The sequence below is a fragment of the Kocuria sp. UBA5001 genome, assembly GCF_002398425.1.
Classification (GTDB): Bacteria; Actinomycetota; Actinomycetes; order Actinomycetales; family Micrococcaceae; genus Kocuria; species Kocuria salsicia.
Genome location: NZ_DGYR01000012.1, coordinates 145,848 through 159,416 on the forward strand (window position 1 = coordinate 145,848; position 13,569 = coordinate 159,416).

Below are 13,569 nucleotides of genomic sequence, written 5' to 3' on the forward strand. Positions count from 1 at the left end.
GAAACTCAAAATATATATGTCAACCTTCACCTGAAACTATGATTACTTGCCTTCCGTCCTCCCCGCATGGAGGATGGCTCCCCACTCAAAGGGAGAGCGGCGCACAGGCGCCCGTGTGGAAAAATGCTCCCATGCGTGTGTATCCCACCTTCTTCAGAGTCGCTTTCTCCTGGATGGACCCCGAGCTCGCCCACACGCTGGGCTTCGCCGGGATCAAGCTCGCCCACCGTTGCGGTCTGGGCCGTGTACTGAGCCGGGTGACGGCACCGGCACCCGGCAGCGAGGTGCAGGTCATGGGCCTCACGTTCCCCTCACCCTTCGGGCTGGCCGCGGGCTTCGACAAGGGAGCCACGGGAACCCACGCGCTCACGGACCTCGGCTTCGGCCACGTGGAGATCGGCACCGTTACCGGCCAGGGACAGCCCGGCAATCCCCGCCCGCGGCTGTTCCGGCTTGTGGCGGACCGGGCCGTCATCAACCGGATGGGCTTCAACAACGACGGTGCACAGGCCGTGGCCCCCCGGGTCGTCTCGGCGCTGCAGAGCCTCGCGGGACGGGCAATTCGCACGAGCAGGCCCCGCCCGGTGGTCGGCGTGAACATCGGCAAGACGAAGGCCGTGGGGCTCGAGGACGCCACGGAGGACTACGTCCACAGCACGCGCGTCCTCGCGCCCTACGCGGACTACCTCGTGGTCAACGTGTCCTCGCCCAACACGCCCGGACTACGACAGCTCCAGGAGCTCGACGCCCTGCGGCCGCTGCTGGGGGCTGTGCGGGAAGAGGCGGACCGCGTCACGTCACGCCGGGTGCCGCTGCTGGTGAAGATCGCGCCGGACCTCGCGGATGAGGACGTCCTCGCGGTGGCGGACCTTGCCCTGGACCTGGGCCTGGATGGCATCGTCGCCACCAACACGACGATCGCCCGCGAGGGGCTGGGGCTGCGGACCCCCGCCGAAGAGGTGGCCGCGGACGGCGCGGGCGGACTCTCGGGGGCCCCGCTGCGGCGTCGTTCCCTGGAGGTGCTGCACCTGCTGCGCGAGCACGTGGGTGACCGCCTGGTCCTCGTTTCCGTGGGCGGAGTGACCACGGCCCAGGACGTCCAGGAGCGGCTGGATGCCGGCGCCTCGCTCGTCCAGGGCTACACGGCGTTCCTCTACGAGGGGCCGTTCTGGGCGGCGCGGATCAACCGGGGCCTGGTGAAGGCAGCGCGCCGGGGCCGCTGAGATCCCCAGCTGTTGTCGTGACGAAGGGCCGGTCCACCGCTCGGTGGTCCGGCCCATCGTCATGGCAGATGACGGGCACAACGGCCCGTGGTGGATCAGGCGGGGCGCTCACCGCGGCGCACCTGTGGCTTGGGCAGGCGCAGACGGCGGATGGTGAAGGTGCGCATGGCGGCGTACCAGCGGGTGCCGCGCTGCACCGTGCCGAACTTGCGGCGCAGGGCCGAGTGCATGCGCGTGGTGGTGATGGCGGCGTCGACCACGCACAGCACGATGTACCCGTAGACCATGTAGATCAGGGTCAGAGCGGCGGACTGCAGCGGCAGGAACATCACCACCAAGATGAGCAGCAGCACGATCAGCACGTACTCGCCGATGTTGAACCGTGAGTCCACCCAGTCGCGCGCAAAACGACGCTGGGGCCCGGCGTCGCGCGGACCCAGGTAACGCTCGTCGCCCGCGGCCATGCCCGCCTGGGCCTGCGCTCGGCGCTCCCGTTCGAGCTGCTTCGACTCCTCCTTTGCAGCCTTGCGGTCCTCCGGGATCAGGGGGCGACGGCGCGCGGCCTCCTGCTCCCTTCGGGTGGGCGTGGGCCGACCCTTCTTTCCGCCCGTGGCGGCGCTCTGCGCACCCCGCACGGAGGAGTCGGTGGAGTCCTTCACGGCCGTGGCGCGCACTGCGGTGGAACCCGAGGATTGATCTGCCTTCTTGCGTCCAAACACCCGACCAGCCTAACGGAGGGCAGCGGCCTTTCCGCCCGCGTGACCTGCCGGTGCCCAGGTGTCCCGTCTACGCTGGGACCATGAGCACAGACTTCACCCGCCCCAGTTCACAGACGGTGGGCGCACTGCGTCGCCGCGTCGTCGATTCGCGAGCGGAGCTGCTCGCGGACCTCAGCGCCCTCGTGGCGATCCCGGGCATCGCCTGGGACTCATTCGACTCCGCGGACCTCGACCGCAGCGCGGACGCCGTCGCCGGGCTGCTGCGCGAACTGCCCTTCGACGACGTCGAGGTGCTGCGGGTCCCCACCGCCCCGGACGAGAAGCCGGGCCACCCCGCGGTCGTCGCCCGCAAGGCCGCGGCCACCGGATTCCCCACGATCCTGCTCTATGCGCACCACGACGTGCAGCCCCCGGGCAGACGCGAGCTGTGGGAGACCGAGCCTTTCGAGGCCGTCGAGAAGAGCGGGCGGCTGTGGGGACGCGGCGCCGCGGACGACAAGGCCGGTGTGATGGCCCACGTGGGTGCCCTGCGCGCGTTCTTCGAGCAGGCGGGAAGCGAGCCCGGGCTCGGGATCTCCGTCTTCGTCGAGGGGGAGGAGGAAGCTGGTTCGCCCGGCTTCGAGGCCTTCCTCGATGCCCACCGGGACAAGCTCGCGGCGGACGTCATCGTGATCGCGGACTCCGCCAACTGGGAGGTCGGGGTGCCCGCGCTGACCACGAGCCTGCGCGGCGTCGTCGGCGGCGTGGTGGAGGTCCAGGTGCTGGACCACGCCGTCCACTCCGGCATGTTCGGCGGCCCGGTCCTGGATGCCCCCACGGTGCTCTCCCGACTGATCGCCACCCTTCACGACGACGACGGCGCAGTGGCCATCGAGGGGCTGCTGAGCGAGGACCACACGGACGTCGACTACGACGAGACCCGCTTCCGCGCGGACGCCGGAGTGCTTGACGGAGTGCAGCTGACCGGGCGCGGCTCCATCTCGTCCCGGCTGTGGACCCAGCCGGCGCTGTCGGTCACCGGCATCGACGTCACCGAGGTGGACAAGGCGTCAAACACCATCGCCGCGACGGCGCGCGCCAAACTAAGCCTGCGGATCGCTCCGGGTCAGGATCCGAAGGAGGCGGCACAGGCGCTGCGCAAGCACGTCGAGGACAACGCGCCGTTCGGCGCCCACGTGAGCTTCGAGCTCGAGGAGACCGGCCCGGCCTTCAGCGCGGACACCGAGGCCACGAGCTCGCAGATCGCCCTGTGGGCCTTCGAGCAGGCATGGGGCCGCCCCGCCGTGACCGCCGGCATGGGAGGCTCCATCCCCTTCACCGCCACCCTCACGCGGGCGTATCCTGAGGCGCAGATCCTGATCACCGGAATCGAGGACCCAGACACCCGCGCCCACAGCGCCAACGAGTCCCTGCACATTGAGGACTTCCTGCACGCCGTCACCGCGGAGGCACTGGTCCTCGCGGCACTCGCGGAACAGGGCGCGCCGGGAACGGAATGATTCCTCCCACCTGGACGTTCGAATTGGCAGAAGGGTCAGACAGCACCCCGGGGTGAGCCCAGGGTCGAACAGAAAGTGAGCACCATGAGCGTCACGACCGACAACGAGACCATGCAGGACCTGCCCACCCACGAGGTGCTGCTCACCGACAACGCCGCGCAGAAGGTCCGCGACCTCCTCGAGCAGGAGGGCCGCACCGACCTCCGGCTGCGCGTGGCTGTTCAGCCCGGTGGCTGCTCTGGGCTGATCTACCAGCTCTACTTCGACGAGCGTGTCCTGGACGGCGACCACGTGCGCGACTTCGGGGGAGTGGAGGTCATCGTGGACAAGATGAGCGTCCCCTACCTCAGCGGTTCCACGGTGGACTTCGAGGACACCATCTCCAAGCAGGGCTTCTCGATCGACAACCCCAACGCGCAGGGCTCCTGCGCGTGCGGCGACTCCTTCCACTGAGTCCCCGCGGGGACACCGCGCAGCAGCGGGGGTGTGCACGGCCCACGGGCCGGGTACACCCCCGCTCTCCGTGTCCGGGGTGGTTCCGCAGCTGCCTTGCCCGGCGCAGATCACGATGTCGCGGGCCCGCGTGGAAGCGGTTTTAACGAGCTCCGGGCCCGGATTCCCGGGCGACACGGCGTGCTGACACAGTGTCAGCACATGGAGGGGCTGAGGGGTAAGCTTCCTAGGGAGAACCATTAACGGGCGACGTGTCCTCTCTGCCCTCGCGCAGGGCCGATGCCGAACCCACGTACAGAAGAGGAAGGGCCGTCTGTGAGTTCGCAAACTCGAACCGGCACCCGCCGCGGCCGAGCGCTGAAGGTCTCGGCAGTGGCAGTCCTGGCGACGATCTCGCTCACCGCGTGCTCGGAGCAGTCGAAGGTGGGCTTCCTGCCCACTGAACGGGGTACCACCGACAACGCTGACCAGGTCATGGACCTGTGGATCGGTTCCTGGATCGCGGCACTGAGCGTTGGCCTCGTGGTGTGGGGTCTCATGCTCTGGTGCATGGTCGCCTACCGCCGGCGCAAGAATGAGACCGGTTACCCTCGTCAGCTCGCATACAACGCCCCGCTGGAGATCTTCTACACGATCGTCCCCATCGCGCTGATCGTGAGCCTGTTCTTCTTCTCCTTCCGTACGCAGACCGCCATCACCGACCGCTTCGACAATCCCGACGCGAAGATCCAGGTGTACGGCAAGCAGTGGGCGTGGGACTTCAACTACCTCGACGAGGACGTCCACTACCAGGGCGTGCAGGCGCACCTCACGGGTGAGCCCGGTGTCGAGGAGACCCTGCCGACTCTGTACCTCCCGGCGGACAGCAAGGTCGAGCTGGAGATCTCCTCCCGCGACGTCATCCACTCGTTCTGGGTCCCGGCCTTCCTCGAAAAGATCGACATGGTCCCGGGCCGTACGAACTACATGAGCTTCACCACCGGTCGCGAGGGAACCTTCGCCGGCAAGTGTGCCGAGCTGTGCGGCGAGTACCACTCCGAGATGCTCTTCAACGTGTCCGTCGTGAGCAAGGACGAGTACAACGCCCAGATCCAGAAGCTGCGCGACGAGGGCAACACGGGGATCGTCGGCGACGAGTACAACCGCAACCCGAACCTCAACGCAACGTCCAACAACTAGGGGATAGGCAATGTCTACGCTCGAATACTCGCGGGACGACGCGGCCACGGCCGCACCCCGCGTTGTCCCACGCTCCAAGGGCAAGGTGATCGTCAACTGGCTCACCTCGACCGACCACAAGACCATCGGGTACATGTACCTGATCTCGTCCTTCATCTTCTTCTGCGTGGGCGGCGTTATGGCGCTGCTCATCCGTGCGGAGCTCTTCGAGCCCGGCATGCAGATCCTCGAGACGAAGGACCAGTACAACCAGCTGTTCACCATGCACGGCACGATCATGCTGCTGATGTTCGGCACCCCGCTGTTCATCGGCTTCGCAAACGTGATCGTCCCGTTGCAGCTGGGCGCACCGGACGTCGCCTTCCCGCGACTGAACGCGCTGGCCTTCTGGTTCTTCCTCTTCGGCTCGCTCGTGGCCGTCTCCGGCTTCATGTCCCCGCAGGGCGCCGCGTCCTTCGGCTGGTTCGCCTACGCACCTCTGAACAGCACCACGTTCAGTCCAGGGGTTGGCGGTGACCTCTGGGTCTTCGGCTTGGGCCTGCAGGGCTTCGGCACCATCCTCGGTGGGGTCAACTTCATCACCACCATCGTGTGCATGCGCGCTCCCGGCATGACCATGTGGCGCATGCCCGTGTTCACCTGGACCACGCTGATCACCGCCATCCTCATCATCATGATCTTCCCGCCGCTGGCTTCCGCGCTGTTCGCACTGGGAATGGACCGCCGACTGGGTGGTCACATCTTCGATGCTGAGAACGGTGGAGCCATCCTCTGGCAGCACCTCTTCTGGTTCTTCGGACACCCTGAGGTCTATGTGCTGGCGCTACCGTTCTTCGGCATCGTCTCCGAGATCATCCCCGTGTTCTCCCGGAAGCCGATCTTCGGCTACAAGGGCCTCGTTTTCGCGACCATCGCCATTGCGGCGCTGTCCGTCACCGTGTGGGCACACCACATGTACGTCACGGGTGCTGTGGCGCTGGGCTTCTTCTCCTTCATGACGATGATGATCGCGGTGCCCACGGGTGTGAAGTTCTTCAACTGGATCGGCACCATGTGGCAGGGCTCGCTCACCTTCGAGACACCCATTCTGTGGGTGCTGGGCTTCCTCTTCACGTTCCTGTTCGGCGGTCTGACCGGCATCATCTTGGCGACCCCGCCCCTGGACTTCCACGTCTCGGACACCTACTTCGTGGTGGCGCACTTCCACTACGTGATCTTCGGAACCATCGTGTTCGGCATGTTCGCGGGCTTCTACTTCTGGTGGCCCAAGTTCACCGGCAAGATGCTCAACGAGCGCATCGGCAAGATCCACTTCTGGCTGCTGTTCGTCGGCTTCCACATGACGTTCCTCATCCAGCACTGGCTGGGCGTGGACGGCATGCCCCGCCGTTACGCGGACTACCTGCCGGAGGACGGATTCACCTGGATGAATCAGTTCTCGACGGTCGGTTCCATGCTGCTGGGCGTGTCCATGATCCCGTTCTTCTGGAACGTGTACACCACGCACCGCAACGCCAAAAAGGTCGAGGTGGATGATCCCTGGGGCTTCGGGGGTTCTCTCGAGTGGGCGACCTCCTGCCCACCCCCGCGCCACAACTTCACTTCGCTGCCCCGCATCCGCTCTGAGCGGCCCGCGCTGGACCTCCACCACCCGGAGCTCTCCGCGTTTTCCAGCCAGCAGTACGACGCCGAGATGCCCCTCGTGGGCGGTTCCGGGAGGAACGGACGATGAAAGCAACCATCAAACTGTTCCTGATGCTGGCCGTGTTCTGCCTGGTGGTCGGGTTCATCTACGGATACGTGACCGACTTCCAGGAGCTCGCGGGCTTCCCGGCGCTCCTCGCTCTGTCGGCCATGAGCTTCATGCTCGTCATCTACCTCTGGCTCGTGCAGCGCTCCGCCGGTGGCAGCCTGCCGGAGGACCGCGAGGACGGCGAGATCGTGGAGATGTCCGGCGACTACGGTGCTTTCTCCCCGTGGAGCTGGTGGCCCCTGCTCCTCGGCATCGGCTGCGCGTTGTTCGTGACCGCGCTGGCCGTTGGCTGGTGGATCATCATCCTGGCCGCTCCTGTGGCCCTGCTGGGCCTCCTGGGGCTGATCTTCGAGCACTCCCGCGGAGACCACGCGCACTGATCGACCACTGAGCACCGTGATTTGCGACGATGCCCGCTCCATCCACGAATGGGGCGGGCATCGTCGTGTCTCCGCGCAACAGAGAGGAGCACTGCAGAGCAGCTCCGACACCACGTGCTGCAGGCGACCACATACCAGGGTCCATGGAGCAGTTCGTGACGGCAGGGGCGTAATGGGCGTAAGCTGATGCGCCTGTCCCGATCGGTGTGGGCGGAGCGCAGGTCGCAGTCAGGTCCAACGGCATTGGCCGCGCCGTGCTCCAGAGCAGCGTCGGTGCCGAGAAGCGTGGGGCGCCGTGAGATTGACGGCCTTGCGGGCACCAAGGTCAACCCGAATGCTTTCGACATGGACGTCACCGCTCGGCGCTGCGGCTACTTCTTCACCAAGATGCTCATAGCAACACTGGGCAGGGAGGTTGATCAACGGTCGGGTATCTCGCTTACCGGTCGTCGGACTCGAGCGAGAGACGCTCTGCCATGTCCGTCCCGATCTGACGAATGCGTTCGCGTGCTCCTTCGGGGGGAAGTATCTCGATGTGGTTGCCGAACTGGAAGAGCTGACGCACCGTACGAGGTCGAGTCGGCTTTCTAGGAGGCGGACGGTCACGCTCACCCGACCCGGCGACTCGGCGCGTTCTTTCAGCGCCGCCCACACGGTGCGCCGCGTATGACCTGACCGGAGGGCGGCCGGTGCGTCGAGCGGCGTGCAGTCCGAGAGCTGTTCCAGAGTGAACAGCCGGCCGGTGCCCTGCTCGTCGGCGATGAGGTACCGGCGGCCCGACGTCGCTACGAGCCCGTACGGGTCGACGATGCGGGGCGATGCCCGCCCGTCAGCGCTGCGCGTGTACTGGATTTGCATCCGGCATAGGTGACGAAGCGCCCAGGCACGTTCGGTGATGTCCACTTCCGCACTCGGCTCTACCAGCCACACGCTGCTGTCGACCGTTACCAGGTCAGCCAATCGCGTCACGTTCGAGGCCCCGGACGCCGCGGTCTGACGGACGGTGATTTTGCGCGCGGCCGTCTCATGCACCGCAGGCAGTCTGAGGCACTCGAAACTTTCAACGCCGCGACATCCCGCAGCACCGTCCGCCGGGACACCTCCAGACGCTCGGCGTGCTCGGTCGTGGGCATGCGCTGGCGCGTCTGCAGGAACGGCAGGAGGCGCAGCAATTTCGAGGCCTGCAATCCGAGCAGTCCTTTCAGAAAAAGATGACAGGTCCTGTCGTGGTCTTCAGTCGCGCTACATGGCTTTCGACGTTGCCCCCGGCGTCCTGTTCGCCCCGTGGACCAGACGCACCGAACACGCCGTCTCGAGCGCCCCCCGCACGAGCAAGCTCGGGCTGTGATGAGCACCGGCCCGGCCTCCACAGTTGACAAGACCTTCACGAGTTGGGTCTCACAGTGCGTCCACATCGCGACGGAGCCGCACGGTGACGTCTTCGGCCACACATTCGCGGCTACGAATCCGGACGGCAATCTCATCCCCGTCTCCCCGGTGGACTGACCCGCACGAACACTGACCATGTCATTCGGTCCTCGAAGGGACGGTCGCGCCCGATGGTCGGCCCTTGGGCGTGTCTGCCTCCGGGGGGCGACTTCATCACGGAGGCTGTCCGGGCCCGCGGGATGGTGTCACCTTCGAGCGAGTCCCAACGCGTGATGGTGGTACCTGCTGGTTGCACCCGCCGTGTGGCAACTGCGAGGCGCGGGCGATCCCGCCCCGAATCGGATGCGGTCGTACCCGCCGCACTGCACACACGCCAACGTGGAACGCTCCCACCGGCCTGTGGCCCATGGCCGGGCCTGGTCCTGCCGCTACACTCGCGGTCCACGGCGTGGTCGCGATGTGGACATGAAAAGGGCCCGTGGAGATCAGTGATCTCCACGGGCCCTCCTGAGCCCCATCCGGGTCCGACGGGGGAGCGGTGCTACTTGTCGAGCTCGCCCTGGTGCGAACCGGCTCCGACACCCACGGGCTCCGCGTCGTGGCTGTGGCCGTGTGCCGCCTCGAGCTCGGCCGGTGTCACGGGAGCCACACGGTCCTCGAAGAACAGGCGGCTCAGGCGGCCACGCAGCTTCTCGGAGGAGGTGACCTTGCCCTTGGCATTGGCACGGGCTGGCAGGACCGGGCGGTCCTGGAAGTCCACCAGCTTGTACCGCTTGTACTCGTTCAGCGGCTCGTGAACCTCTACGAACTCACCGTGGGGCAGGGCCTGGATACGACCAGACTCGCGACCGTGGAGGACAATCTCCCGGTCCTTGCGCTGCAGGGAGAGGCAGAACCGGCGAACGATGATGAACGCGAGGATCGGGCCGAGGAAGTACAGCGCGCGCAACCAGTAGATGACGTCGTTCACGGCCATGTGGAAGTGCGTGGCAATGAGGTCACCGCTGGCGGCCATCATCTGCACCGCGTAGAACGTGATGCCTGCGGCACCCACCGCGGTGCGGAACGGCGCGTTGCGGGGGCGGTCCAGGATGTTGTGGACACGGTCATCGCGAGTGACCCATCGCTCGATCCAGGGCCAGGCGAACATGACCACGAACATGCCAGCCATGGGGATCAGCGGCAACAGGATCGCCAGCGGAACCGCGAGGCCGAAGATGCTGACCTCCCAGGAGAACGGCCAGTTGCCGGGCATCAGGCGCAGTCCGCCGTCGGAGAAGCCCATGTACCAGTCAGGCTGCGAACCGGCCTGCACGGGGGAGGGATCGTAGGGACCGTAGTTCCAGATGGCGTTGATCGTCGTGGTGCCCGCAATGGCAGCGAGGATGCCGAAGACGATGAAGAAGAAGCCCCCGGCCTTGGCCGCGTAGATGGGGCCCACGGGGAAACCGACCACGTTGTCCTCAGTGCGGCCGGGGCCGGGGTACTGGGTGTGCTTGTGGACGACCACCATGAAGAGGTGAATCACGATCATCACCAGGATCAGCGCGGGGATGATCAGCACGTGCACGATGTAGAGGCGGCCGATGATCGCGTGACCCGGGAACTCGCCACCGAACATGAACATGGAGATGTAGGTGCCGACGATCGGCATGGACTTGGCGATCGCATCAGCGATGCGCAGGCCGTTGCCGGAGAGGACGTCGTCCGGGAGGGAGTAGCCGGAGAAGCCGGCGACGATCGCGAGGATGAAGAGCACGCAGCCGACGACCCAGTTGAGCTCGCGCGGGCGCCGGAACGCACCGGTGAAGAAGACACGAAGCATGTGCACGGACAGCGCCATGACGAACATCAGCGCGGACCAGTGGTGCAACTGGCGAAGGAAGAGGCCGCCTCGGATATCGAACGAGATGTTCAGCGCTGAGGCGTAGGCCCCGGACATCTCCACGCCCTGCATGGGCACGTAGTTGCCCTTGTACTCCATGGAGGTCATGGTCGGGTCGAACCAGAATGCCAGGAACGTGCCCGAGAGCAGGAGGATGACGAAGCTGTAGAGCGCCACCTCACCGAACATGAAGGTCCAGTGGTCCGGGAAGACCTTGCGGCCGAACTCCTTGACCATGGCGGAGGCACCCACGCGGGTGTCCACGAAGTTGGCAATGCGACCGGTGCCGGTGCTGGGCCGGTACTCGAAGTCTGACGAAGTAGACATTAGTTCCCCTCACCCTGCATTTCCTTGACTGCGAAGTCACGCTGGGAGTATGTCGGTCCCACGGGCTCGTGGAAGTCGCTGCGCGCCACGAGGTAGCCGTCGGAGTCAACGGAGATGGGCAGCTGCGGCAGCGGGCGGGAAGCCGGGCCGAAGATGACCTCGCACTCGTTCACGAGGTCGAAGGTGGACTGGTGGCACGGGCACAGCAGGTGGTGCGTGTGCTGCTCGTACAGAGCGATCGGGCAGCCCACATGGGTGCAGACCTTGGAGTAGGCGAAGATGCCGTCCACGTTCCAGTCCTTGCGCTCCTCCGAAACGTTCACGGTGTCGGGGTCCAAACGCATGAGAAGAACCACGGACTTGGCCTTCTCGTTCAGGTAGCCGTCCTCGTGGCTGAGGCTGTTGAGGCTTTCCGGCACCACGTGGAAGGCGGAGCCGAGGGTGACGTCTGAGGCCTTGATGGGCGTGCCGGACGGGTCGCGCACCAGTCGCACTCCCTCATCCCACATGGAGTGGCGCAGGACCTTGAGGTCCGTGGGGCCGAGATCCTTGAGCAAGCCGACGAAGGGGAGGGGCATCAGCACGGCCGCACCGATGAGCGTGTTGCGCAGCAGCGGGCGACGCTTGACCCCGGACTCGTCGTAGATGGTGTTGAGGATGCTCTGTGCTTCGGCGCGATCCTCTTCACTTCGGATGTCGTGGCGCATCTCGACGATCTCGTGATCCGGCATGAGCGTGCGGGCCCAGTGGACCACGCCGATGCCGATGCCGAACATGCCGAGTGCGATGCCAAGACCGAGCAGCGTGTTCTGAAGACGCAGCTGGCTCGTGGGCTCGGTGTTCACCGCGTCGTACAGGGGGCCGTCCACGCGGATGCCGAAGTACGCCACGAAGAACAGGACGGACCCGACCATGGAGAGCAGGAACAGCAGGACCACCTGGTGCTCTGCCCGCTTGGCAGCTTTGGGATCTACGTCGGTCACGCGGGGGCGGTGCGGTGGAAGCCCCGGATTGGGGAACTGGTCCTGCTCCGCTCCGTCCGAGGTGACAACCGCCCCGCTCTTGTGGGGAGTGCCGTCACGATGGTCGCCCATGTGGTCCCTCATTCTTCTCTTGGTGCTGTGAATAGTGTCTAAAGTGCCGACGGGTGACCGCCGGCGAGTGCTCTCAGGCGGAGCGGGAGGTCAGCCACACGGTGAAGCCAATGACGATCACCAGGCCGACGGTCCAGATGAAAAGGCCCTCGGAGACCGGGCCGAGTGAGCCCAGGCTGAACCCACCGACGGTGGTGTTGTTGTCGAGGGTCTTCAGGTACGTGATGACGTCCCGCTTCTCTTCCGGCGTGATGTTGGCGTCGTTGAAGACCGGCATGTTCTGCGGGCCTGTCTGCATGGCCTCGTAGATGTGCTTCTCGCTCACGCCCATGAGGGACGGGGCGAACTTGCCGCGGGTCAGGGCGCCGCCCTGGCCGGCCGCGTTGTGGCACATGGCGCAGTTGGCGAGGAAGACCTGGGCACCGTTGGCGGAGTTGCCCTCGGAGATGTCGAGGTACTCATCCGCGGGAACACTGGGGCCGGCGCCGAGGGAGGCGACGTACGCGGCGAGCTGGCTGGTCTGCTCCTCGTTGAACTGCTGGGGCTTGACCTGCGCCTGGGGACCCTGCATCTGCATGGGCATGCGGCCGGTGCCGACCTGGAAGTCCACAGCGGAAGCACCCACGCCGATCAGGGAGGGACCGGAGCTGGTGCCCTCGGCCTTCATGCCGTGGCAGGTGGAGCAGTTGGCCATGAACAGCTTCTGCCCCTCCTCGATGTCCTGAGCCGAGTAGGTGGTGGTCTCGGCCTTCGCTTCGTTGGTGGTTGTGGCAACTGCGTAGAGTCCACCGGTCAGAAGCAAAGCCATGACCAACAGCGCGAGGGCTGCCATGGGATGGCGGCGCTTTTGTGAGAGTGCCTTCACGTCAAACGTTCCTTTTACTCGGTTCTGAGACTTGGATGGGTGAGGTCCTGCGGCTGGCTACTTGATGAAGTAGACCAGCAGGAACAGGACGATCCAGACCACGTCGACGAAGTGCCAGTAGTACGACACCACAATGGCCGAGGTGGCCTCGTAGTGACCGAAGCGCTTGGCAACGAAGGCGCGTCCGATGATGAAGAGGAATGCGATCAGACCGCCGGTCACGTGCAGGGCGTGGAACCCGGTGGTGATGTAGAACGCAGAACCGTACGCGTCGGCGGAGATCGAGACGCCCTCCGAGACCAGGGAGGCGTACTCGTAGACCTGCACGGAAACGAAGACCGCGCCCATGAGGAAAGTGAGGGCGAACCACTCGGTCAGTCCCCACTTGTTGAGCTGGAGCAGTCCGCCGGTGCGGCGGGGCTGCAGCCGTTCGGCGGCAAAGACCCCGAACTGGCAGGTCACCGAGCTCAGCACGAGAACGATGGTGTTCACCGTGGCCATGGGCACGTTGAGCACCTCGGTGTTCTCGTGCCACACCTCCGGGGAGGTGGCGCGCAGGGTGAAGTACATGGCGAAGAGGCCGGCGAAGAACATCACCTCGGAGGACAACCACACGATGGTGCCCACGGAGGTGAGGTTGGGGCGAGTGATGGTCGCCGTCACCGGTTTGGCTGGGGTATGAGTCGCAGTTGTCACAGAGACATTATGTCGCCAAAACTCTCGGCGAACCAACCACCACCGCGTTGGGCTCGCACCGTGTCGCGGCTCCGGCTCATGATCTGGACCACAGGCAGGGTGTCCCG

13 protein-coding genes are annotated in these 13,569 nt (G+C 65.7%); 6 read left to right on the top strand and 7 right to left on the bottom strand.

What is annotated here, in order from left to right; all coding sequences use genetic code 11:
- The first annotated feature begins 131 nt into the window (after window positions 1-131).
- A complete protein-coding gene (locus B3G12_RS07785) occupies window positions 132-1,223 on the top strand; it encodes a quinone-dependent dihydroorotate dehydrogenase (protein ID WP_144942912.1) in 1,092 nt (363 codons plus the stop codon).
- 95 nt (window positions 1,224-1,318) lie between these two features.
- Here the strand turns inward: B3G12_RS07785 and B3G12_RS07790 are convergent, their stop codons facing one another.
- Window positions 1,319-1,942, bottom strand: a complete 624-nt coding sequence (locus B3G12_RS07790) for a DUF3043 domain-containing protein (protein ID WP_145010723.1) — start codon at window positions 1,940-1,942, stop codon at window positions 1,319-1,321.
- Between the two features lie 80 nt (window positions 1,943-2,022).
- Between B3G12_RS07790 and B3G12_RS07795 the strand changes: the two genes are divergently transcribed.
- From B3G12_RS07795 to B3G12_RS07815, 5 genes are all read left to right on the top strand, one after another.
- Window positions 2,023-3,441: a dipeptidase gene (locus tag B3G12_RS07795; RefSeq protein WP_144942914.1), complete on the top strand. Its 1,419-nt coding sequence runs from the start codon at window positions 2,023-2,025 to the stop codon at window positions 3,439-3,441.
- Between the two features lie 84 nt (window positions 3,442-3,525).
- On the top strand, window positions 3,526-3,894 hold the full coding sequence (locus B3G12_RS07800) for a HesB/IscA family protein (protein WP_144942915.1): 369 nt from the start codon (window positions 3,526-3,528) through the stop codon (window positions 3,892-3,894).
- 315 nt (window positions 3,895-4,209) lie between these two features.
- Window positions 4,210-5,073: a cytochrome c oxidase subunit II gene (gene coxB / locus B3G12_RS07805; RefSeq protein ID WP_186366717.1), complete on the top strand. Its 864-nt coding sequence runs from the start codon at window positions 4,210-4,212 to the stop codon at window positions 5,071-5,073.
- Between the two features lie 10 nt (window positions 5,074-5,083).
- On the top strand, window positions 5,084-6,805 hold the full coding sequence (ctaD, locus tag B3G12_RS07810) for a cytochrome c oxidase subunit I (protein WP_144942916.1): 1,722 nt from the start codon (window positions 5,084-5,086) through the stop codon (window positions 6,803-6,805).
- A complete protein-coding gene (locus B3G12_RS07815) occupies window positions 6,802-7,206 on the top strand; it encodes a cytochrome c oxidase subunit 4 (protein WP_144942917.1) in 405 nt (134 codons plus the stop codon). The genes ctaD and B3G12_RS07815 overlap by 4 nt, the downstream gene beginning before the upstream one ends.
- A 228-nt stretch (window positions 7,207-7,434) precedes the next feature.
- On the opposite strand, the gene B3G12_RS12460 is transcribed toward B3G12_RS07815, so the two are convergent.
- The 6 genes from B3G12_RS12460 to B3G12_RS07835 form a co-directional block, all read right to left on the bottom strand.
- Window positions 7,435-8,238 (bottom strand): WYL domain-containing protein, encoded by an 804-nt coding sequence (locus B3G12_RS12460; RefSeq protein WP_369008793.1) that lies wholly within the window; start codon window positions 8,236-8,238, stop codon window positions 7,435-7,437.
- Window positions 8,172-8,732, bottom strand: coding sequence for an HTH domain-containing protein (locus tag B3G12_RS12465; RefSeq protein ID WP_414672739.1), 561 nt, complete (start codon window positions 8,730-8,732; stop codon window positions 8,172-8,174). Before B3G12_RS12465 ends, B3G12_RS12460 begins: the two co-directional genes overlap by 67 nt.
- A 404-nt stretch (window positions 8,733-9,136) precedes the next feature.
- Window positions 9,137-10,807, bottom strand: a complete 1,671-nt coding sequence (locus tag B3G12_RS07820) for a cytochrome b (protein ID WP_145010707.1) — start codon at window positions 10,805-10,807, stop codon at window positions 9,137-9,139.
- Window positions 10,807-11,901: a ubiquinol-cytochrome c reductase iron-sulfur subunit gene (locus B3G12_RS07825; RefSeq protein WP_055085847.1), complete on the bottom strand. Its 1,095-nt coding sequence runs from the start codon at window positions 11,899-11,901 to the stop codon at window positions 10,807-10,809. The genes B3G12_RS07820 and B3G12_RS07825 overlap by 1 nt, the downstream gene beginning before the upstream one ends.
- 73 nt (window positions 11,902-11,974) lie before the next feature.
- Complete coding sequence (locus B3G12_RS07830; RefSeq protein WP_290499854.1) at window positions 11,975-12,766, bottom strand: c-type cytochrome; 792 nt, start codon at window positions 12,764-12,766, stop codon at window positions 11,975-11,977.
- Between the two features lie 57 nt (window positions 12,767-12,823).
- The gene (locus B3G12_RS07835; protein ID WP_144942920.1) at window positions 12,824-13,462 is read right to left on the bottom strand and encodes a cytochrome c oxidase subunit 3; all 639 of its coding nucleotides are present in this window, start codon (window positions 13,460-13,462) and stop codon (window positions 12,824-12,826) included.
- Between the last annotated feature and the right edge of the window lie 107 nt (window positions 13,463-13,569).

Bases quoted from the DNA above. Each gene is read 5' to 3' on its own strand.
- B3G12_RS07785 (WP_144942912.1), top strand. From the start codon at position 132: ATGCGTGTGTATCCCACCTTCTTCAGAGTCGCTTTCTCCTGGATGGAC.
- B3G12_RS07795 (WP_144942914.1), top strand. From the start codon at position 2,023: ATGAGCACAGACTTCACCCGCCCCAGTTCACAGACGGTGGGCGCACTG.
- B3G12_RS07800 (WP_144942915.1), top strand. From the start codon at position 3,526: ATGAGCGTCACGACCGACAACGAGACCATGCAGGACCTGCCCACCCAC.
- ctaD (WP_144942916.1), top strand. From the start codon at position 5,084: ATGTCTACGCTCGAATACTCGCGGGACGACGCGGCCACGGCCGCACCC.
- B3G12_RS07815 (WP_144942917.1), top strand. From the start codon at position 6,802: ATGAAAGCAACCATCAAACTGTTCCTGATGCTGGCCGTGTTCTGCCTG.
- B3G12_RS12465 (WP_414672739.1), bottom strand. From the start codon at position 8,732: ATGGTCAGTGTTCGTGCGGGTCAGTCCACCGGGGAGACGGGGATGAGA.
- B3G12_RS07820 (WP_145010707.1), bottom strand. From the start codon at position 10,807: ATGTCTACTTCGTCAGACTTCGAGTACCGGCCCAGCACCGGCACCGGT.
- B3G12_RS07825 (WP_055085847.1), bottom strand. From the start codon at position 11,901: ATGGGCGACCATCGTGACGGCACTCCCCACAAGAGCGGGGCGGTTGTC.